The following is a 21,960-nucleotide window of genomic DNA, read 5'->3' as shown; positions in this document are numbered from 1 at the left end:
ACCGGCCCGCACTTTCTACTGGTCGCCTATCAGGCCGGCGCGGTTGCGCTGCCCGGCTTGACCTCGGTGCCCGGGCTGCCGCCCGACGAGGCGTCGCTTGCCGACGGCGGCGAGCTCTTCGGCGAGCGCGGCGGACGGCCAGCCATGATGTCGTTGATCTGATCGGCGTCGATCGTTTCCCACTCCATCAGTGCGGCGGTCATCGCTTCGACCTTGTCGCGGTTTTCATCCAGCAGACGCTTCGCGAGATTGTACTGCTCGTCCAGCACGCGGCGGATTTCGGCGTCGACCTTCTGCTGCGTCGCTTCCGAAATGGTCCGCGTGAAACCACGGCCAAACGGCGTTGCGTCGTTTTCGTCGTCGACGTAGACCATCGGTCCGAGCGCGTCCGTCATACCGAAGCGAGCCACCATCGCACGCGCCGTTTGCGTCGCCTTGTTGAAGTCGTCCGACGCGCCCGTGCTGATCAGGTTCAGGAACAACTCTTCAGCCACCCGGCCACCGAACAGGATCGCGAGACGATCGAGCAGGTAGTCCTTCGAGTACGTTTCGTTGTCATGCTCCGGCAACTGCCACGTCACGCCCAACGCACGGCCGCGCGGAATGATCGTGACCTTGTGCACCGGATCGGCCTTCGGCAACAGCTTGGCGATCACCGCATGGCCCGATTCGTGGTAAGCCGTCGCGCGCTTCGACTCTTCGCGAATCACCGCCGACTTGCGCTCCGGACCCATGAAAATCTTGTCCTTCGCATCTTCGAAGTCCGTCATTTCGACGATGCGCTTGCCACGGCGAGCCGCGAACAACGCGGCTTCGTTCACCAGGTTCGCGAGATCGGCACCGGAGAAGCCAGGCGTGCCGCGTGCAATCACTGCCGCGTCGACGTCGTTCGAAATCGGCACCTTACGCAGGTGAACCTTCATGATGTGTTCGCGACCGCGGATATCCGGCAGGCCGACATACACCTGGCGGTCGAAACGGCCCGGACGCAGCAGCGCCTTGTCGAGCACGTCCGAACGGTTCGTTGCCGCGATCACGATGACGCCCGAGTTCGCTTCGAAGCCGTCCATCTCGACCAGCATCTGGTTCAACGTCTGCTCGCGTTCGTCGTTACCGCCGCCCATGCCAGCGCCACGATGGCGGCCGACCGCGTCGATTTCGTCGATGAACACGATGCACGGAGCGTGCTTCTTGGCCTGCTCGAACATATCGCGCACACGAGCCGCACCGACACCGACGAACATTTCGACGAAGTCCGACCCGGAGATGCTGAAGAACGGCACCTTCGCTTCGCCGGCGATAGCCCGCGCCAGCAGCGTCTTACCGGTTCCCGGAGGGCCGACCAGCAACACGCCGCGTGGAATACGCCCACCCAGCTTCTGGAACTTCTGCGGGTCGCGCAGGAAATCGACCAGTTCGGAGACTTCTTCCTTGGCTTCGTCGCAACCGGCGACATCGGTGAAATTGATTGCGTTGTTGTTCTCGTCGATCAGACGCGCGCGCGACTTACCGAACGAGAAGGCCCCGCCTTTGCCGCCCCCCTGCATCTGTCGCATCATGTAGAACCAGAAGCCGATGATCAGGATCGTCGGCCCGAGGTAATACAGCGCGGACACCAGCGCATTGGGTTCGTCGTCAGCCTTGCCGCTCACCTGAACGCCATACTTCATCAGATCGCCGACCATCCAGATGTCGCCGGGCGACACGATCTGGTACTTCTGGCCGTCTGCTGGAGTGACCGTGAGGTTCCGCCCCTGGACAATAACGTTCTTGACTTTGCCGTTCTTCGCGTCGTCCATGAACTGCGAATAGGAAACGCCTTCCTGGACACGGGGCTTGTCGAACTGCTTGAACACCGTAAACAGCACCAGTGCGATAACCAGCCACACTGCTGCCTTCGAAAACATATTGTTGTTCAAAGCACCACTCCTTCACTTAGACGGGCGCCTACATTTGCCTTGCGGCACCACGAAAGCATTCTAATCCAGTCCGCAGACCCCTGCCATAAGGTTTCGCTACCACAGAAATAGCGTAGCGCGCCATTAAAGCGCCGATTTCCGGCGCCATGAGCATTTATCGGCAGAGGCTGAACCGTTCTACAGCGGCCCTATGCGGACCGCTTGAGATGCTTACCCAAAATAAACGTTTCTGACGATTTGTCCCGCGACGCTTTCGGCTTGCGGGCCGCCACCACCTTGAACTGACGCTTGAACTTTTCGACAATCTGGCTATAACCGCTGCCGTGGAAGCATTTGACTAAAAGGGCACCATCCGGTTTCAGGTGATTTTGCGAAAATTCCAGCGCGAGATCGCATAAGTGCTCGATTCGCGCGGCATCCGCCACCGCCACTCCCGACAGGTTGGGCGCCATATCCGAAATTACAAGGTCAACCTGGCGTTCTCCGACCAATTCTTCCAGTTGGCCCAGCACCGAGTCCTCGCGGAAGTCGCCCTGAATGAAATGGACATCGGCCACGGGCTCCATCGGCAGCAAATCCAGCGCGATGATCGTACCGTCGATCCCGCCCTCGCGTTCGGCGTCGCGCTGCGAGCCTTTAGCGAGTTTGTTGCGCGCGTACTGACTCCAGCTGCCCGGCGTGGAGCCGAGGTCGACGATGACCTGCCCCGGCCGGATCAGCTTGTCCTGTTCGTCGATTTCCTTGAGCTTGTAGGCTGCGCGGGCGCGATAGCCCTCCCGCTGCGCCATTTTCACGTAGGGATCGTTGATGTGGTCATGCAGCCACGCGGTGTTGAACTTGTTTTTTGCCATTAAAGATTGAACTCTTGCTGCGTGGTGACGCGCTTTAGGGGATAATACGCGGTTAATTCGCGCGGCCACCGTCTAACTGACGGTCATCCGCGATTCTGTTGTTCTGACGCGCCGCCCTGTTGAATCGACCCGATCGAGCAAATCGCCCGGGAACGCAGGTGCCGCCATTTTAGTCGAGTCTCCCACTTTCCATGCCAGCCCTCAAAGTCTCTTCCGACCAACGCGCCGAGTTGCGCTCCCAGGCACATGCGCTCAAACCGGTCGTGCTCGTCGGCGCCGAAGGCTTGACCGACGCTGTGCTCTCCGAGATCAAGGTCCACCTTGGCGCTCATCAGCTCATCAAAATCCGCGTGTTCGGCGACGAACGCGAAGAGCGCATCGCGATCTACGAAGAGATCTGCGACAAACTGAACGCCGCGCCGATCCAGCACATCGGCAAGCTGCTGGTGATCTGGAAGCCGGAATCGGCTCAACCCGCGGTGAAGGCAAAGCGCGGCGCGCTGCCGAGCGCCCGCGAAGCGGCTGTCGAAGCCAAACCGGGCAAGGGTCGCGCGCCACGCGTCGTCACGGTCGTGAAACCCAGCGAAATTCCGATGCGCAAGCCGAAGGCGAAAGCGGTCGTGGTGCGCGGCAATGAACGCGTGACGCAAGGCGGCAACATCAAGCGCGCGAAGAAGCGTCAAACTAGCGCGAAGCGCTCACATCAGTCGTCGAAGTAAGCGGGACAAGAGGTGCGGCGAGGTCCGCACCTTGACCTGAAACTCTGCTGACTCGGGGCGGAAGCTGTATGCCCCGGCAAGCGCCCGAGCATCCCCCAAGCATCATAAGAACCCACCCGCAGGCAAGGCACTCTCTGCCTCGACCCCTCTTCAGCCAGTCACCTTCCCCGCGGCATCGTGAGCATCCTGCTCCGCCGCCGACCCACCAATGCTCGCAGGCAGCTTCCACACGAGCGCCACGCCCAGCAGGCTTTCGATCAAATAGAACAGACTCGACACGCCGTGCAGGATGCCGAAGCGCGTCGCATAAACCGAATGCCCCACGTCGCTGCCTGCTTCGAGCGCGGCCTCGCGCATCGCATTCATGAACGGCTGCAACGCGAAGTAACCGACCAGCACGCATACCAGCATCCCAGCAATCAACCAGCGCAACTGGCGATAAGACTCGCTGCCGCGGCGAACGAGCAGATTGGCAAGACCCAGCAGCAGAACACCGCACACCACGCCCACCACGCCCTGGATACGAAAGAGCTGCGCTGCGACCGCACCCGCGGCGATCCGGTCGAGCGACGTGAACAGCACGGGAGCGACGGCATAGCCGATAGTCAGCAGACTACCGACCCACACCACCGTCAGAAGACGGAACAATCGATGTGGCATTTGGGACTCCCGGGCCACCCTCAAACGTAGCTGACCGCGATGATTTCGTATTCGCGCACGCCGCCCGGCGCCTGCACCGACGCAACGTCGCCTTCCGACTTGCCGATCAATGCGCGCGCGATCGGCGAGCTGATCGAGATCAGACCGTGGTCGATGTCCGCTTCGTCGTCGCCGACGATCTGATATTTGACCGACGCGCCCGACTCCAGGTCTTCCAGTTCCAGCGTCGCGCCGAACACCACGCGGCCGTCGGCTTCCACTTGCGACGGGTCGATCACTTGCGCACCGGCCAGCTTCGATTCGATCTCGGCAATCCGGCCTTCGATAAAGCCCTGCTTTTCCTTCGCCGCGTCGTATTCCGCGTTTTCCGACAGATCGCCCTGTGCACGCGCTTCCGCGATCGAATTGATCACCGAGGGACGCTCAACCGATTTCAGGCGCTGCAATTCATCGCGCAACATTTCCGCGCCGCGCTTCGTCAATGGAACAGTGCTCATAAACAACTCTATGCAAAAAACAGCCGTAAAAAAAATCACCGCGGTTAAGTGCATTCCGCGGGAGCCAGCGTTCCGGGCAAAACCCGGCACACAGCACCTGCGGAACGCCGCTTAACCGCGGCACTTACATCTTGGACAGGTATTCGAAGCCTTAGTTTAGGCGAGCGTGGAGCCCTTGTAAATCATAGACTTCGAGGTCTTTCAAATAGCGCAAACCTTCCACGGCGGCCCGCGCGCCGGACATCGTCGTGTAGTACGTGACCTTGTTCGCCTGCGCGCTCATGCGAATTGAACGCGAATCGGCGATCGCGGCGCGGGTTTCGTCGACCGTCGTGAAGACGAGTGCGATCTCGCCGTTCTTGATCATATCGACGATGTGCGGACGGCCGTCCTTCACCTTGTTGACGATCTTCACCGGCACGCCGGCCGCTTCAATCGCGGCGGCCGTGCCCTTGGTCGCGACGATCGGGTAACCGAGTTCGTGCAGCATGCGCGCGACTTCGACGGCCTTCGGCTTGTCGGCGTCCATCACGGTCAGCAGCACCGTGCCCGACTCAGGCAGACGCGAGCCAGCCGCGAGCTGCGACTTGAAGAGCGCCTCGCCGAACGTCTGGCCCACGCCCATCACTTCACCGGTCGAACGCATTTCCGGTCCGAGCACCGGGTCGACTGCCGGGAACTTAACGAACGGGAACACGGCTTCCTTCACGCTGAAGTACGGCGGAACGATTTCCTTCGTCACGCCTTGCTGCGCGAGCTTCTGGCCCACCATTGCGCGCGCCGCGATTTTCGCGAGCGGCAGGCTGGTCGCCTTCGACACGTAGGGCACCGTGCGCGATGCGCGCGGATTCACTTCGAGCACGTAGATGATGTCTTCTTTCGAGCCGTCCGCCTGCGGGACCTGCTGAATCGCGAACTGCACGTTCATCAGGCCGACCACGTTCAGCGCCTTCGCCATCGCGCCGGTCTGACGCTTGAGTTCGGCGACGGTTTCCTTCGACAGCGAATACGGCGGCAGCGAGCAAGCCGAGTCGCCGGAGTGCACGCCCGCCTGTTCGATGTGCTCCATCACGCCGCCGATAAACACGGCTTCGCCATCCGAAATGCAATCCACGTCGCATTCGATCGCGTCGTTCAGGAAGCGGTCGAGCAGCACCGGCGAGTCGTTCGACACCTTCACGGCCTCGCGCATATAGCGCTCGAGGTCGCGCGGCTCATGCACGATTTCCATCGCGCGGCCGCCCAACACGTACGACGGGCGCACCACCAGCGGGTAGCCGATTTCGTCGGCGAGCTTGAGCGCTTCGTCTTCGGCGCGCGCGGTACGGTTCGGCGGCTGACGCAGGCCGAGGTCCTGCAACAGCTTCTGGAAACGCTCGCGGTCTTCGGCGGCGTCGATCATGTCCGGCGACGTGCCGACGATCGGCACACCGTTCGCCTCGAGATCGAGCGCGAGCTTCAGCGGCGTCTGACCGCCGTATTGCACGATGACGCCGACCGGCTTTTCCTTGTCGACGATTTCGAGCACGTCTTCCAGCGTCAGCGATTCGAAGTACAGACGATCGGACGTATCGTAGTCGGTCGAAACGGTTTCAGGGTTGCAGTTGACCATGATCGTTTCGTAGCCGTCTTCGCGCATCGCGAGCGCGGCGTGCACGCAGCAGTAGTCGAACTCGATGCCCTGACCGATCCGGTTCGGGCCGCCGCCCAGTACCATGATCTTCTTGTTGTTGGTCGGGTTCGCTTCGCACTCTTCCTCGTACGTGGAGTACATGTACGCGGTTTTCGTCGCGAACTCGGCCGCGCAGGTGTCGACGCGCTTGTACACCGGGCGCACGTTCAGCTCGATACGGCGCTGACGCACTTCCGCCGGCTTCGCGCCGAGCAGCTTCGCGAGACGACGATCCGAGAAGCCGCTCTGCTTCAGGTACTTCAGTTCTTCCTTCGAGAGGCTCGCGAGCGTGCGGCCGGCCAGCGCCTTTTCCTTCAGGACGATCTGTTCGATCTGCGCGAGGAACCACGGGTCGATCGCGGTCTCTTCAAAAATTTCTGCGGCCGTCATGCCGACGCGGAACGCATCGCCCACGTACCAGATGCGATCCGGACCGGCTTCGCCGATCTCGCGGATGATCTCGTCGCGGTTATCAGTCTTTTCGTCCAGACCGTCGACGCCGACTTCGAGACCGCGCAGCGCCTTCTGGAACGACTCCTGGAAAGTGCGGCCAATCGCCATCACTTCGCCGACCGACTTCATCTGGGTGGTCAGGCGCGAATCGGCTTCGCGGAACTTCTCGAACGCGAAACGCGGGATCTTGGTGACGACGTAGTCGATGGTCGGCTCGAACGATGCCGGGGTCTGGCCGCCGGTGATCTCGTTCTTCAACTCATCCAGCGTGTAGCCAACTGCCAGCTTGGCCGCAACCTTGGCGATCGGGAAACCGGTCGCCTTCGACGCGAGCGCCGACGAGCGCGACACGCGCGGGTTCATTTCGATCACGATCATCCGGCCGTCTTTCGGATTGATCGAGAACTGCACGTTCGAGCCGCCAGTGTCGACACCGATCTCGCGCAGCACCGCGAGCGACGCGTTACGCAGAATCTGATATTCCTTGTCGGTCAGCGTTTGCGCCGGTGCGACGGTGATCGAGTCGCCGGTGTGGATGCCCATCGGGTCCAGGTTTTCGATCGAACAGACGATGATGCAGTTGTCCTTGGTATCGCGGACCACTTCCATCTCGTACTCTTTCCAGCCGAGCAGCGATTCTTCGATCAGCAGTTCACGCGTCGGCGACAGGTCCAGACCGCGCTTGCAGATCTCTTCGAATTCGTCGCGGTTGTACGCGATGCCGCCGCCTGAGCCGCCGAGTGTGAACGACGGACGAATCACGACCGGATAGCCGCCGCTGCCGGTTTGCGCAGCAATGTCCGCCTGCACCGCCAGCGCTTCTTCCATCGAATGCGCGGTGCCCGATTTGGCCGAACCGAGGCCGATCTTGGTCATCGCGTCCTTGAACTTCTGGCGGTCTTCTGCCTTGTCGATTGCTTCCGGCGACGCGCCGATCAGCTCGACCTTGTACTTTTCCAGCACGCCGTGCCCGTGGAGATCAAGCGCGCAGTTCAGCGCGGTCTGGCCGCCCATCGTCGGCAGGATCGCGTCCGGGCGCTCCTTCGCGATGATGCGCTCGACCACTTCCCACGTGATCGGCTCGATGTAGGTCACGTCGGCCGTGTTCGGGTCGGTCATGATCGTCGCCGGATTGCTGTTGACGAGAATGACCTTGTAGCCTTCCTCACGCAGCGCCTTGCACGCCTGCGCGCCCGAGTAATCGAACTCGCACGCCTGGCCGATGATGATCGGACCCGCGCCGATGATGAGGATGCTCTTGATGTCTGTCCGCTTGGGCATAACGCTCTCGCTAATGTATTCCTGAATTCTTTCCGTCGGCGCGCGTCGGTGTTGCGTTGCGCGCGCTTTGCTGTGCGCTGCATTTGCGCTGCTGTGTGCTGTTCCTGGCGGCTCGCCTCGCGGTGCCTCCGCACCCTGAGCGCTGCGCTTTTTGCGCTCATCGCCAAGCGAGGTGCGCGCTGCCGGGTTGCCAAACTACTTCTGCTGGCAAGCCCGCAGCGCCGAGCCGCCGTAGCTTACGCCGCCGCGCTCTTGCCGCCCTTCTGGGCGTCCATCAACGCAGTGAAGCGGTCGAACAGATAAGCGATATCGTGCGGACCGGGCGACGCTTCCGGGTGCCCCTGGAAGCAGAACGCCGGCTTGTCGGTCAGCGCGAAGCCTTGCAGCGTGCCATCGAACAGCGAGACGTGCGTGGCGCGGGCGTTGGCCGGCAACGTGTCGGCGTCGACCGCGAAGCCGTGGTTCTGCGACGTGATGACCACGCGGCCGTCGTCCAGATCCTTCACCGGATGGTTCGCGCCGTGGTGACCGGTCTTCATCTTCATGGTCTTTGCGCCAACCGCGAGGCCCATGATCTGATGACCGAGGCAGATGCCGAAGGTCGGAATGCCGCGCTCGATCAGTTCTTTCGTCGCCGCGATCGCGTAGTCGCACGGTTCCGGGTCGCCGGGGCCGTTCGACAGGAACACGCCGTCCGGGTTGAGCGCGAGCGCGTCGGCCGCGCTAGCCTGCGCCGGCAGCACGGTGACGTGGCAGCCGCGCTCGGCCAGCATGCGCAGGATGTTGTACTTGACGCCGTAGTCGAACGCCACCACGCGGTATTTCGGCGCGTTCTGCTTGCCGTAGCCAGTCCCCAGACGCCATTCGGTCTGGGTCCATTCGTAGGTTTCCTTCGTCGACACGACCTTCGCGAGGTCCATGCCCGAGAGACCCGGGAATGAGCGGGCGAGTTCGATGGCCTTGGCTTCGTCGTCCGAACCAGCGAGGATCGCGCCGTTCTGCGCGCCCTTGTCGCGCAGAACGCGGGTCAGCATGCGGGTGTCGAGGCCGGCGATGGCGACCACGCCTTCGTCCTGCAGGTATTGCGGGAGCGTACGCTCCATGCGGAAGTTCGACGCGAGAACCGGCAGATCGCGAATGATCAGGCCGGCGGCATGGACTTTCGTCGCTTCGACATCTTCGGCGTTCACGCCGACATTGCCGATATGCGGATACGTGAGGGTCACGATCTGGCGCGCGTAGCTCGGGTCAGTCAGGATTTCCTGATAACCGGTGATAGCGGTGTTGAACACGACTTCGCCGATGGTATGCCCGGGGGCGCCGATCGAGTAACCACGAAAGACCGTGCCGTCGGCGAGCGCGAGCAGAGCGGGAGAAAATGACGGCAACACGGGAGACTCCTTGGGGGAACACCCTGTTGCCGACCAGCCTATCCGACTGCGAGCCGCAGCGAAGCACATCCAGGGGATGCGCGCGCAGACTCGCTCGCGTACTGCCTGCGACGTTGCAAGAGGCGCGCGGCGTATCCATTGTGTGGACGGATCGGCTGGCTGCGGGGGCCCTTCTTGCTACGCCAATGGCGCGCGGCGGATGAACGGTATGGGAGAGGTAGGCGCTAGGGTGCGGGTTGATAAGCTCAAACCTTGAAATTATAGCCTGAAAACGCCATTCCGTCCAAATCCGAGATGGCCGGCCGGCGTGGGCATGCGCGTCGCAGCCTCGTTCAAAGCCTTGCTGGACAAGGCCCGCAGCCGCCCAACAAAATTTGCCCGACGCGATTCGGTAGAACGCCGGTCAATTCGCACGGCCTTTGCGGCCCCGGCCGCGACAGGTTCACGCCTCCTGCTCGACAGGCGCCTCGGGCGGCCGCGCCGTCTTCCGGCTCGGCAGCGCGTACCAGATCGCGCTCAACACCTGCAGCGTCACGAGAATCCCCCATGCGCTCAGATGCGCGACCTGCGGATAATGCCCGCCGCTTGCCGGCCAGTGCGACAGAACCGCGCCCACGCCGATCTGGAAGCCGAAGATCAGCAGGAAAATAATCAGCGTCAGCGTGGTGTTCACCCGGCCGATCATCTGGGCGGGAAAATGCCGGGCCATCACCGCGTAGCTGAGGATGCCCGTGCCGCCGAAAATCCCATACGCTGCCCACAGCAGACCGGCAGGCAGCGGCGCCTTGAACATGATCAGCAACTGGGTCAACACGTACAGCGCCATGCCGATGCCGCAAAACGCATAGAGCGAAATCCCGCGCCGCTCGAGATTGCGCGCCGCCGCGCCGAAACCGACGCAGCCGGCCATCATCGCGAAGCCGAGAACCGACACCAGCGCGGCGGCCTCGTGCGGCTCGAAGCCTTGCACGTCGCGCAACCACGCGCCCACCCACAGCGACTGCATCGCGTAGAACACGCCCTGCGTGACAACCGAGAACGACGCGATTTTCCAGAACGCCACGCTGCGCAGAATATGCAGCGTGCCCTTGAACTGCGTGCCGAGGCTCGCCTGGTGATGGGTTTCCTTCGTGTCCGGCGCGAGCGTCCATTGCGCGAGCGCCACCAGCACGGTCAGCAGACCCAGCCCGACGCAGACCGCGCGCCAGCTCGCAAAGCCCAGCACCCACGTCAGCGGCGAGCCCACCATCACGCCGCCGAAGCCGCCGATCGCCATCACCAGTCCGTTCATCAGCGGCAGGCGCGCCGTCGCGAAGTGCTGCGCGAGCGCCTTGAAGGCGGCGCCCAGACACACCGACACGCCGACCCCGATCAGCAGGCGGCCGATCATCATCATGCCAAGGCTCTGCGCGGCGCCGAATACCCAGATGCCCAACGCGGCGAAAAGCAAAGTGGCGGCGGTCACCCGGCGCGCGCCGAAGTGATCGAGCAACACGCCGGCCGGAATCTGCGCGCCCGCGAAACCGAGGAAATACAGGCTGGTCAGCAGACCCAGATCGGTGGCCGACAAGCCGAGATCGTGCGTGATGAACGGCGCGAAGCCGAGGTTGACGCCGCGAAACACGTAGGAAACGAAATAGCCCGCGGAAAACAGCAGAAAGACGCGCAGTTGGGTCGACGACATAAGCTTCGGGAAGAACGGCCGACATGGGCCAAAGCACGAAAGATAAAGCAAATACGCGAGATTCGCCCGCAATGGTCCGTGCAATGAAAAACGCCGTCACCACAGGTGACGGCGTTGGAATAAACACGGTGCGTGATCGGAGCGCAATTCACGCGCTGCCCCCGCAACGCATGTGGTCACTACCGTGGGAGCCGCTATTGGTCTACTTACCCTTCTTCGCGTTGGCCGCGGTCTTCGGGCGGCTCTCTGCCGCGGCCTTCGACGCCTTGCCGGACGTGGAAGCCGACACTTTGGTCACCTTGCCCTTGCTGGCGCTGGATGCCGTCGGCTTGCTGACTTTCGCTACCGGTTCGGAGACCTTCATCACGTACCGGCCACGACCCTTCTTCTTATCGTATCTCGATTCGCTGCGCGTGTCCGCGACGCGGGTGCCGATCTTCTCGACGCCGCCGCCTTGCACGTCGGTCGCGATGCGTTCGGGGCCCGGCTCGCTCGGCATGGCCTTGCCAACCGGCACGTGCAGCACGATCACCTGGCCGCGCGACACCTGATCGCGCCGCGTCCGGTTCCATGCCTTCAACTGACCGACCGACACGCCGTAACGCACGGCGATTGCGGCCATCGACTGACTGCGGCGCACGCGGATCAGCATCTTGCGGGTATCGGGAACGTCGGGCTCCATTGCCAGCACCGCGCTTTCGGCGACGTCCGCGCTGATGTCCTCGTCGTCGTCCGAACCACGCGGCACCACGATCGTGGATCCGGGCTTCAGGCGCATGCCGGCCGGAATCTTGTTCACTTCCATCAGCGTGTCGGCGTCGACGCCGATCTTCTGTGCGATCGCCGACGGCGTCGCGCGCTGGTCGACCGTGTACGTGGTCCACGACGACAGCGAGCCGGAATATGTTTTCAGATTGCGCTCGAACGCGCTGGCGTTGTCGAACGGCAGCAGGATCTGCGGCTGCGTCGCGCCGAGAATCACCGGCTTTCTGAACGACGGGTTCAGCGAGCGGAATTCATCCGGCGAGAGATTCGCGAGCTTCGCCGCCATCTCCACGTCGATATCGTGCGACGTGGTCACCGTGACGAAATACGGATGGTTCGGAATCGACGGCAACGTGAGCCCGTAGACCTGCGGGTTCATCACGATATTCTTCACCGCCTGCAGCTTCGGCACGTAGTTGCGCGTCTCGTTCGGCATGCGCAGGCTGAGGTAGTCGGTGGGCAAGCCCGCCGCTTCGTTGCGCGCGATCGCGCGCTGCACGTTGCCCTCGCCCCAGTTGTACGCGGCGAGCGCGAGTTGCCAGTCGCCGAACATGTCATGCAGACGCGACAGATAGTCGAGCGCGGCACTGGTCGACGCGAGTACGTCGCGGCGCTCGTCCTGCCACATGTTCTGCTTGAGGTTGTAGGTGCGGCCCGTACCCGGCATGAACTGCCACATGCCGGCCGCCTTCGCGACCGACAACGCCTGCGGGCTATACGCGGACTCGATGAACGGCAGCAGCGCGAGCTCGGTCGGCATATGACGCGCCTCGAGCTCTTCGACGATGTGGTACAGGTACTTCTGCGAACGCTCGGTCATGCGCTGCACGTAATCGGGACGCTGCGCATACCAACTGGCCTGCATGTCGACGAGGTCAGTCTGCAGGTCCGGCATCTGGAAACCACGGCGAATACGGCCCCACAGATCGGCGTCCGAGCTCGTCAACTGCGTGACCGAACCCTGGTCTACGTTGATCGTTTCCTTGGCGGTGGCTGTCCTGCGAAGTGCGTCGGCTACGGCTTGCTGGGTGGCGGGGTTGGTTGCGTGGGAGGAACTGCTCGTTGTCGGTCCCTGACTCGCGCAAGCGGCGAGTGTCAGAACCAATAACGCACTGAAGATAAATCGCATGAACGTCTCGGCTTCCACAAGGGCTGGAATTTGCAGCCGATAGTACGAAACGGCAACGTTTACGTCAATCGGAAACTTAGTAAAAAAATCAAGGAAATCTTGGGCTTGGCGAATTTTTCCGATTTTTAGCGTGAAGAGCGACTAATGCGGTGCGGATCAGCGGAAGCGGTTCTTCCATTCCCGCATCAGCGTGAAGGCCGTCAGTCGATCGGACACCTTTTCGTGCAACTGCTCCTGCAACGCGGCTTGCACCGCCGGATTGTCCGCGCGCAGGAACGGATTGACGGCGCGCTCATGGGCGATGGTGGTCGGCAGCGTCGGCACGTGGCGCCCCCGCAGTTCGGCCGCCTTGTCGCGCCACGCCTGGAGTTCGGCATTGTCGGGCTCGCAGGCGAGCGCGAAGCGGATGTTCGACAGCGTGTATTCGTGCGCGCAATGAACCTCGGTCGCGCCGGGCAGCGCGGCGAGCGCATCCAGCGACGCGAGCATCTGCTTCGGCGTGCCTTCGAACAACCGGCCGCAGCCGCACGCGAACAGCGTGTCGCCGCAAAAGACGTGCGGCGTGCCCTGCGGGTCCGCCGCCTGGAAATAGGCAATGTGGCCGCTCGTGTGACCAGGCACGTCGAGCACGCTGAATTCGAGAGCGGGCGCAGCAATCGTCACGCGACCGCCGTTTTCGAGACGGTGCGTGAGATGCTGGATCGCTTCACCGGCGGGGCCGTAGACCGGCACACCCTGGCCATCCAGCAGATCGGCCACTCCACCGACGTGGTCTTGGTGATGGTGCGTGAGTAAAATAGCGCTCAGCCGCCATCCGCGTTTGGCCAGATAGGCACCCACGGGGGCGGCCTCGCCCGGATCGACGACGACCGCATGGTGTCCGTCGGAAACGACCCAGATGTAATTGTCTTCAAACGCCGGGACCGGTACGTACTCGAGCGCATTCATAGGCGACGCATTCTTTGATATGACTGACCGAGCGATTATAGACTGGCCCGCCTGGACCGATTCACCGCCTGGCCGCTACGTGCTCGACTGGGAACAGACCCAGCTCGACCGCGTGGTGTCGGACGTGTTCGGCTATCATGCGCTGCAACTCGGCCTGCCGCAGCTCGATGCGTTGCGCGAAAACCGCATGCCGTGCCGCGGTCTCGTGCTCGACGCGGCGAGCGGGGCCAGCGCGCCCTACACTTTTCCGCGCGGTCTCGCGGCGCATGCCGGCACCCGCCGTGGAGCGGCCCAAGGCGCGGCGCAAGCCGGCCCGACGGGCCTGCCGGCGCCGGCCGGCCGCAGCGCGGTCTGGTGCGACCTGCTGGATCTGCCGTTCGAAGCACAGAGCGTCGATCTGATCGTAATGCCGCACACGCTGGAATTCACGAGCGACCCGCACCGGCTGCTGCGCGAAGCCGAACGTGTACTGATGCCCGAAGGGCAACTCATCATTCTTGGCTTCAACTCGCTGTCGCTGTGGGGCGCGCGGCAGTCGGTCGGCAAGGTGACCGGCAAGCCGTTCGTGCCCGCTGCCGTCGATCTGATCGCCTTCACGCGCCTGAAAGACTGGATCAAGCTGCTGGGCTTCGACCTTGAACGCGGGCGCTTCGGCTGCTATCGTCCGCCGCTTGCGAGCGACCAGTGGCTCGCCCGCTATGGCTTCATGGAAGCCGCCGGCGACCGCTGGTGGCCGATCTTCGGCGCCACCTACATGATCAAGGCGATCAAGCGCGTGCGCGGCATGCGCCTCGTCGGCCCACTGAAAGTGAAGAAACCCGTGCTTGCGCCTGGCCTCGCGCCCGCCGCCACCCCGAACACACGCAACCACACTCAATGACTCCCGATTTCATCGACATTTATACCGACGGCGCCTGCAAGGGCAACCCTGGCCCTGGCGGCTGGGGTGCGCTGCTGCGCTTCGGCGACCAGGAAAAGGAACTGTTCGGCGGCGAAGCCAACACGACCAACAATCGCATGGAGCTGATGGGCGTGATCGCCGCGCTCGAAGCGCTGAAGCGCCCCTGCAAGGCGATCGTGCACACTGACTCGCAGTACGTGCAGAAAGGCATCAGCGAATGGATTCACGGCTGGAAGAAGAAAGGCTGGATCACCGCGGCGAAGCAGCCGGTGAAGAATGCCGACCTGTGGAAACGGCTCGATGCGCTTGTCGCGCAGCACGAGATCGAATGGCGCTGGGTGCGCGGGCACAACGGGCACCCGGAAAACGAACGTGCCGATCAACTGGCCAATCGTGGCGTCGCGTCGCTCGCGCAGATCGGATGAGCGCCGCGTTGCACACCGCTGCGCCGCTCTCTTCGCCGTTCTTTTCTTCGCTGCAATTTTCTGAGGCAGGCTAATCCGACATGCGTCAACTCATTCTCGATACCGAAACCACCGGCCTGAATGCCCGCACCGGCGACCGGATCCTCGAACTCGGTTGCGTCGAACTGGTGAACCGCCGGCTCACTGGCAACAACCTGCACTTCTACATCAACCCGGAACGCGACAGCGATCCGGGCGCGTTGGCCGTGCACGGCCTGACCACGGAATTCCTCAGCGACAAGCCGAAGTTTGGTGAGATCGCCGATCAGTTTCGCGACTTCATCCAGGGCGCGGACCTGATCATCCACAACGCGCCGTTCGACATCGGCTTTCTCGATGCCGAGTTCGCGCTGCTCGGCCTGCCGAAGGTGAGCACCTACTGCGGCGAGATCATCGACACGCTCGCGCGCGCCAAGCAGATGTTCCCCGGCAAGCGCAATTCGCTCGATGCGCTGTGCGACCGCTTCGGCATCAGCAACGCGCACCGTACGCTGCACGGCGCACTGCTCGACTCGGAGTTGCTCGCCGAAGTCTATCTGGCGATGACGCGCGGCCAGGAGAGCCTCGTCATCGACATGCTCGGCGAATCGCATGGCGGCGGCGACGCGCATGCGCCGCGTGTCGCTCTCGAGTCACTGGAACTGCTGGTGATCGCCGCCAGCGACGACGAAGTTGCCGCGCACCAGGCGGTGCTCGACGGCCTCGACAAAGCGGTCAAAGGCACGAGCGTATGGCGCCTCGAACCCGCTCCTACAGAAAATGAGCAGATCGCTTAAAAAAGACTAGACGGGTGTGAAAATCCCTGACATAATTTGAATCTCTTCGGGTGGTTAGCTCAGCGGTAGAGCACTGCCTTCACACGGCAGGGGTCACTGGTTCGATCCCAGTACTACCCACCAGAATTTTGGTGTGTCGATCACCGAAGACAAAAGGGCTTACGCAGCAATGCGTAAGCCCTTTTCCATTTTCAGCACCGTAAATTCGTAGGTTGGCGACCGCCGGATACTGCTGATATAGTCGGTTTTCGGCGCACTCGCGCCGTCCATCTTCTCCACCTCATTCGACCCAAAGGGAGGCGTCACATGTTCGCAGTGCACATCGCCCTTCTTTGCATGGTCTCGCGGCTTCTCTCACGACCTTAAAAGTCGTCGGGTCGCCGCTGATGCGGGTCCGCGCTGACAGCGCGCGACGCGCAAATCCCAGACAGCCCTTCGTCGCATTGCCGATGCATCCGGCACGCTTGACTGTCTCATCCTTTCGCTTCTGACTGGAACCTCGGTGCGTTCACGCGTTGCCGGGGTCGTGGCAAATGGCTAATAAAAAACTCGACTTTCGCGGACAGTCCTTCAAGGACGTCCTCGGCTTCACTTTCCATCACTGGGCACAACAGCCGTGGCGCGTCGTCGTCATCGCGGCGCTGGTGCTGTGCTCGGCACTGGCGGACGTGCTCACGCCGGTGTTCGCCGGACGTCTCGTCGACGCAATCGCATCCGGCGCCGCCGCCGAGCGCAGCGCGTGGCACGCGGCGATCACGGCCTTCTGCGCGCTGGCCGCACTCGGCGTCAGCGCCACCCTGCTTCGCCAGGGCGTCTACTTCAACATCATCCGGCTTACGCTGAAGATGATGAGCGAGATCGCCGCGAACGCGTTTCATCGCGTGCAACGCTTTTCAACCGACTGGCACGCGAACAGCTTCGCCGGCTCCACGGTGCGCAAGATCACGCGCGGCATGTGGGCGCTCGACCTCCTCAACGACACGCTGCTGATCGCGCTGCTGCCATCGCTCGCCATGCTGATCGGCGCGACGGCGTTGCTCGGCTGGCGCTGGCCGATGATGGGCGCAGTCGTCGGCGTCGGCTCGCTGCTGTATATCACCGTGACGGTGGCCATGTCGCTCGGCTTCGTCGCGCCGGCCGCGCGCCTCGCGAACGCGTGGGACACCCGCATGGGCGGCGCGCTCGCCGACGCGGTCAGTTGCAACGGTGTGGTCAAGGCGTTCGGCGCCGAAGAACGCGAGGAAGCGCGCCTTCAGCACGTGATCGGCAAATGGCGTCAACGCACGCGCCGCACATGGGTGCGCGGCACCATCAACGGCGGCGTCCAGGGCGGCATGCTGGCGGCAATTCAGGCCGCCATCCTCGGCGTGGCGTTGCTGTTGTGGGTGCGCGGCCAGGCGGGCGTCGGCGACATCACCTTTGCGCTGACGATGTTCTTCATGCTGCAAGGCTATCTGCGCGACGTCGGCATGCATATCCGCAATCTGCAACGCTCGGTCAACGACATGGAAGAACTCGTGGCGCTGGAACGTCAGCCGCTCGGCATCGAGGATCGTCGCGGGGCGGGCCCGATCGCGATCGGTCAAGGCGAGATTCGCTTCGAGCACGTCACGTTCCATTACGGCGCGCACGACACACCGCTCTACGACGACTTCTCGCTGCGCATTGCCGCCGGCGAGCGTATCGGGCTGGTCGGGCATTCGGGCTCGGGCAAGACGACGTTCATCAAGCTGATCCAGCGCCTCTATGACATTTCCGGCGGCCGGATCACGATCGACGGCCAGGACATCGCCCAGGTGCGGCAAGCGTCGTTGCGCAGCCAGATCGCAATCGTTCAGCAGGAGCCGGTGCTGTTTCACCGCTCGCTCGCGGAGAACATCGCCTATGCTCGACCGGGCGCGAGCCGCGCCGAGATCGAGCGTGCCGCGCAGCTCGCGAGTGCACACGGCTTCATCAGCGCGCTGCCGAATGGCTACGACACGCTGGTCGGCGAACGGGGCGTCAAGCTCTCGGGTGGTGAACGCCAGCGCGTCGCGATTGCGCGGGCCTTTCTCGCCGACGCGCCAATCCTGATTCTGGACGAAGCGACGTCGAGCCTCGACAGCGAAAGCGAAGTGCTGATCCAGCAGGCAATGGAGCGGCTGATGATCGGCCGCACGACGCTGGTGGTCGCGCATCGTCTGTCCACTGTGCGAGCGTTGGACCGGCTGCTGGTACTGGACAAGGGCAAGGTCATCGAGGAAGGCAGTCACGATGCGCTGATCAGGCGCGAGAACGGGCTGTATCGGCGTCTGTTCGAACGTCAGGCGCTGGAGCTGGTCAAGGGTCTCGGCGAAGCGGAGCTCATGCGCGAGACCGCCGGCATCGATGCGGAAACGGGTGGATGATTCGGGTTTGCTGGTGGGGAAGTAGTCGCAGCGAATGTGCGAAGCGCCAGCCAAATAGACGCGGTAGACGCGGCCGAATGAAGGCGCGTTCTGGCGGCGCTGCGCGCGCTGGCTGCGCGCGCCCGCGATCAGGAGGCGCGCCGTGCAGTGCTTCGCTTTCCCGTCGTTATGCAGCCAGCGCGCAGCGCAGTGGGCACAGTCAGCGCCTCACTACACCACGCCCGTCGGCAGGCCGATGCCGCGCGCCATCCCCGTTGCCGCAAACACCATCAGCACCAGCAGCACCGTCTGGATCACGCTGTAGCGCGCATACGCACGCGCCTTTTTCAGATTCGGCGGAGCGCCTTTGCGGATCGATGCGCGCCAGCGCATCAGCGCGAGCATCGACGGCACTTCGAGGATCAGAATCAGCACCAGCAGCGTCATCTTGACGTGGAAGAGCGGCTCGTGGAGATAGTAGTCCGCGCCCTTCTCGTAGCTGCCAAAAACGCGCATCAAGCCGGTGATGATCAACACCAGTGCGGAAAGGCCCCACCCGGTATCCGCGCGAAATACCGAGCGCAGCGCGGCGGGGACCGAGGCGCGGCGCAACGCCCAGGTGCGTCGGAGAATCGACGCGAGCGCAAAGCCGTAAGCGAGCAGATGAAGGGCGGCAAGCAACCAGCGAACCAGCATAGCGACTCCTGCAAAAGACGCGACACGATCGATGTATGTCGACTCACCCGCGCGCAAGCGCCAGGCGCCATGGCTGCATTATCGGCCAAGGCTCGATTTGCGACGTGCTCATCGGCCACACGACGTGGCCGAATGTACAAAAGCATGCTGCTTCAGACTTGGCGCAACGTTGAGTCAAGCGCACGGGCCGCGACCCGATCGCCCTCGGTGGTCAGCGTGGCGCGAAAGACGGTTTGCCGATTGTGGCCCGCAGCGGCTGGCGAATCCCACAACAATTCGACTTTCGGACGGCGGCCCAATGCGCTGCGCGCAAGGGCGGGAGCCGCGACTGAACCGAGCGGCGCAGCCGTCGCACCGGGCTCGCCCACGCCGCCGAACACGACCGCGGGCGTGGCCGCCGGTGTCGGCCGGAGGTCCTGCCCGGCCGCCCAGCGCACGGACAGTTCACGCGCGTCGTACTGCCCCACCTTGCGACGCTCCGCCCACACGCTCACGGTGCGCGTAACCGGGTCGAGCGCGACCGCATAACGGCCGATCGCAAACCGCCGCGCGGCGATGTTGGTGCGCCATAGCGGGCGCGGCCGGCAGATCCACAGCACGGCCGCGTACAGGAGCGGCGCGACCAGCAGCCAGCCGTTGGTGGCCGCCACCGCTTGCACCGCGCGCCGCCAGCCGGCGTTCGCAACAAATGCGCCGACCGACCACACCGCGAACAGGAAGCCGAGAAAAGCGAACAACCGCAGCGCCTGCCGCAGCCATTGCGGCAGCGGATGAAACGGACGCTCGGCCACGGCGCGCGCGCCGGGCAGGAAAAGCAGCAGGAACAGGAAAACCAGGTTGATGCACGCCCAAGGCGACGACACCATCGCCGACAGCGCGGCGGCCAGGTCCATCTGCGCCATTGAAAAAAGCCAGCGAGCGGCAAGCACGAGACCGATGGCGCGCAACGCGAAAATCGTTCCGGCGCCAGGCGCGGCATTCGCACGCGTCTCTTTCGTTCTCGCCAAGGCATCCTCCTGTCGTCGGCGGCGCCGCAGCCAAATTTGCGGCTCGGCCATTATAGGGATATTACCGAGAGTGGCTCATTCTTACCGCCGCGAACACCACACTTTCGGCCACACAGCGCAAAAAACGCGGCGCGCATGCAACAACGCCCCGTGAGCGCTGGCTCACGGGGCGTTGCAGGTGGCGCTGACGGAGCGCCCGGAAGCGCGTCCGCCCGCCTGTTGCCGATCAGTTTGCGTTGACTTCGCGCAGCACCGTGCGGTGCTTCTGACGCAGCAGTTCTTCGTAGGTGGCGACGTAGTTCTTCGCCATCACCTTCGACGAGAAGCGTGCCTCGAATGCATTGCGCACTCCGGCGCGCGGCAGCGTGTGCAGACGCTTCACGGCGGCAACCGCGCTGATTTCGTCTTCGACGACAAAACCCGACACGCCGTTTTCGATCACTTCCGGCACCGAGCCACGGTTAAACGCGATCACCGGCGTACCGCAAGCCATTGCTTCGATCATCACGAGACCAAAGGGCTCCGGCCAGTCGATCGGGAACACCAGGGCATGCGCGTTGCCGAGGAACTCACGCTTTTCGGCTTCGCCGATTTCGCCAATGTATTCGACGTGCGGGAGCGCCATCAGCGGCTTGATCACTTCTTCGTAATAGGCACGATCGGCCTTGTCGATCTTGGCAGCGACCTTGAGCTTCATGCCTGCCTGGCCGGCGATGCGGATCGCACGGTCGAGACCCTTCTCCGGCGAGACGCGGCCAAGGAATGCGAGGTAGCCCGGCTCGACGTCCTTGATCGGCGTGAGCACGTTTTCCGGCAGACCGTGATAAACGGTTTGCACCCACTTAGCCTGCGGCAGCGGAATGCGCTGGTTGTCCGAGATCGACACGACCGGCACGTCATTGAACGTGTTGAAGATCGGCTGCAGTTCCGGCAGATCGAGACGGCCGTGCAGCGTCGTCAGGAACGGCACCGGCTGACGCGCGAACAGCGAGAACGGGTAGTAGTCGATGTGGAAATGCAGCACGTCGAATTCGTCCGCGCGGCGGCGCACTTCTTCGAGCAGCAGCATGTGCGGCGCCATCACGTCGCGGATCGTCGGGTCGAGGCGCAGCGCCTGCGGCCAGAAGGCTTCGAGTTTCGCCGAAGTTTGCGAATCGCCGCTCGCAAAGAGCGTGACGTCGTGGCCCTGCTCGACCAGCGCTTCGGTCAGATAGGACACCACGCGTTCCGTACCACCATACAGCTTGGGAGGAACCGCCTCGTGCAACGGAGCGATTTGAGCGATTCGCATAATGGAGAACTCCTAGTAAAAATCAGGCAAAAATACTGCGTTTGGTAAAAGCGACTCGCTTGCTCGCCAGGGCCGTCTGGCCCGACATGCCGGGCGCGGGCCTGATTCTTTCGAGAAAATCCTGCGATGTATCGCTTGGGAAGTGAGCCCAGACCGGCTAACCGTCCGCGCATCTGCGAGTAAACGCACATGTGACACACGCGTTGACAAACTGTCAGATTTTTCCGCGGGCCCTCAAAGCACGCATTATCAGTGCCGGGATCCTCGCTGCACCACAACATTTCAAAGTCTTTACGTTGTTACAAACGCGAAACACTTTGCAAACCCTTGTTTTATAAGACAGTTCTACAGTGGCAACTGGCTTTCGGCAGCGACCGCGCATGCGGCGTCTGTAAGCTCCTGCGTCAACCTTGCCGGCAAACATTGAAAAAATGCCGCGGCGCGGTTGAATGCAATCTGTAATTATATCTCGAATTTATCGGCAATCTGC

The 21,960-nt window shown here is 62.9% G+C and carries 16 protein-coding genes, 1 tRNA gene and 1 pseudogene; 6 read left to right on the top strand and 12 right to left on the bottom strand.

Annotated features, from left to right (window positions below; genetic code table 11):
• Positions 1–29 precede the first annotated feature (29 nt).
• Together ftsH and BGI01S_RS03295 are read right to left on the bottom strand one after the other, a co-directional pair.
• Positions 30–1,919 carry an ATP-dependent zinc metalloprotease FtsH gene (gene ftsH / locus BGI01S_RS03300; RefSeq protein ID WP_006051983.1) on the bottom strand — a complete coding sequence of 630 codons (1,890 nt, stop codon included), beginning with the start codon at positions 1,917–1,919 and terminating at the stop codon, positions 30–32.
• Between the two features lie 188 nt (positions 1,920–2,107).
• On the bottom strand, positions 2,108–2,770 hold the full coding sequence (locus BGI01S_RS03295; RefSeq protein ID WP_042322154.1) for an RlmE family RNA methyltransferase: 663 nt from the start codon (positions 2,768–2,770) through the stop codon (positions 2,108–2,110).
• Positions 2,771–2,961: 191 nt separating this feature from the next.
• Here BGI01S_RS03295 and BGI01S_RS03290 point away from each other — a divergent pair, with 191 nt between their 5' ends.
• Positions 2,962–3,489, top strand: a complete 528-nt coding sequence (locus BGI01S_RS03290) for a YhbY family RNA-binding protein (RefSeq protein WP_042322153.1) — start codon at positions 2,962–2,964, stop codon at positions 3,487–3,489.
• Between the two features lie 150 nt (positions 3,490–3,639).
• Here BGI01S_RS03290 and BGI01S_RS03285 read toward each other — a convergent pair whose 3' ends face one another.
• The 7 genes from BGI01S_RS03285 to gloB form a co-directional block, all read right to left on the bottom strand.
• The gene (locus BGI01S_RS03285) at positions 3,640–4,149 is read right to left on the bottom strand and encodes a DUF4149 domain-containing protein (RefSeq protein WP_042322151.1); all 510 of its coding nucleotides are present in this window, start codon (positions 4,147–4,149) and stop codon (positions 3,640–3,642) included.
• Between the two features lie 20 nt (positions 4,150–4,169).
• A complete protein-coding gene (gene greA, locus BGI01S_RS03280) occupies positions 4,170–4,646 on the bottom strand; it encodes a transcription elongation factor GreA (RefSeq protein ID WP_042322149.1) in 477 nt (158 codons plus the stop codon).
• Positions 4,647–4,797: 151 nt separating this feature from the next.
• Positions 4,798–8,052, bottom strand: a complete 3,255-nt coding sequence (gene carB / locus BGI01S_RS03275) for a carbamoyl-phosphate synthase large subunit (protein ID WP_042322146.1) — start codon at positions 8,050–8,052, stop codon at positions 4,798–4,800.
• A gap of 236 nt (positions 8,053–8,288) precedes the next feature.
• Positions 8,289–9,443: a glutamine-hydrolyzing carbamoyl-phosphate synthase small subunit gene (carA, locus tag BGI01S_RS03270; RefSeq protein ID WP_042322144.1), complete on the bottom strand. Its 1,155-nt coding sequence runs from the start codon at positions 9,441–9,443 to the stop codon at positions 8,289–8,291.
• 442 nt (positions 9,444–9,885) lie between these two features.
• The gene (locus tag BGI01S_RS03265; protein WP_042322142.1) at positions 9,886–11,127 is read right to left on the bottom strand and encodes an MFS transporter; all 1,242 of its coding nucleotides are present in this window, start codon (positions 11,125–11,127) and stop codon (positions 9,886–9,888) included.
• A gap of 202 nt (positions 11,128–11,329) precedes the next feature.
• Positions 11,330–13,021: a transglycosylase SLT domain-containing protein gene (locus BGI01S_RS03260; RefSeq protein ID WP_042322138.1), complete on the bottom strand. Its 1,692-nt coding sequence runs from the start codon at positions 13,019–13,021 to the stop codon at positions 11,330–11,332.
• A gap of 156 nt (positions 13,022–13,177) precedes the next feature.
• A complete protein-coding gene (gene gloB, locus BGI01S_RS03255; protein ID WP_042322136.1) occupies positions 13,178–13,969 on the bottom strand; it encodes a hydroxyacylglutathione hydrolase in 792 nt (263 codons plus the stop codon).
• A gap of 19 nt (positions 13,970–13,988) precedes the next feature.
• Here gloB and BGI01S_RS03250 point away from each other — a divergent pair, with 19 nt between their 5' ends.
• From BGI01S_RS03250 to BGI01S_RS03230, 5 genes and pseudogenes are all read left to right on the top strand, one after another.
• On the top strand, positions 13,989–14,849 hold the full coding sequence (locus tag BGI01S_RS03250; protein WP_042322133.1) for a class I SAM-dependent methyltransferase: 861 nt from the start codon (positions 13,989–13,991) through the stop codon (positions 14,847–14,849).
• A complete protein-coding gene (rnhA, locus tag BGI01S_RS03245) occupies positions 14,846–15,295 on the top strand; it encodes a ribonuclease HI (protein ID WP_042322131.1) in 450 nt (149 codons plus the stop codon). The genes BGI01S_RS03250 and rnhA overlap by 4 nt, the downstream gene beginning before the upstream one ends.
• A gap of 80 nt (positions 15,296–15,375) precedes the next feature.
• Positions 15,376–16,110: a DNA polymerase III subunit epsilon gene (gene dnaQ, locus BGI01S_RS03240; protein WP_042322129.1), complete on the top strand. Its 735-nt coding sequence runs from the start codon at positions 15,376–15,378 to the stop codon at positions 16,108–16,110.
• A 48-nt stretch (positions 16,111–16,158) separates the two neighbouring features.
• Positions 16,159–16,233: transfer RNA gene (locus BGI01S_RS03235), tRNA-Val, on the top strand.
• 410 nt (positions 16,234–16,643) lie between these two features.
• A pseudogene (locus tag BGI01S_RS03230) lies at positions 16,644–18,522 on the top strand (ABC transporter ATP-binding protein).
• A 185-nt stretch (positions 18,523–18,707) separates the two neighbouring features.
• On the opposite strand, the gene BGI01S_RS03225 reads toward BGI01S_RS03230, so the two are convergent.
• From BGI01S_RS03225 to BGI01S_RS03215, 3 genes are all read right to left on the bottom strand, one after another.
• A complete protein-coding gene (locus BGI01S_RS03225; RefSeq protein ID WP_042322120.1) occupies positions 18,708–19,172 on the bottom strand; it encodes a DUF2214 family protein in 465 nt (154 codons plus the stop codon).
• Positions 19,173–19,324: 152 nt separating this feature from the next.
• Positions 19,325–20,179, bottom strand: coding sequence for a hypothetical protein (locus BGI01S_RS03220; protein WP_042322118.1), 855 nt, complete (start codon positions 20,177–20,179; stop codon positions 19,325–19,327).
• 226 nt (positions 20,180–20,405) lie between these two features.
• Positions 20,406–21,470, bottom strand: coding sequence for a glycosyltransferase family 4 protein (locus tag BGI01S_RS03215; protein ID WP_042322115.1), 1,065 nt, complete (start codon positions 21,468–21,470; stop codon positions 20,406–20,408).
• Positions 21,471–21,960 lie beyond the last annotated feature (490 nt).

Source organism: Paraburkholderia ginsengisoli NBRC 100965 (assembly GCF_000739735.1).
Lineage (GTDB): Bacteria > Pseudomonadota > Gammaproteobacteria > Burkholderiales > Burkholderiaceae > Paraburkholderia > Paraburkholderia ginsengisoli.
This window is presented reverse-complemented; position numbering and strand designations above follow the sequence as displayed.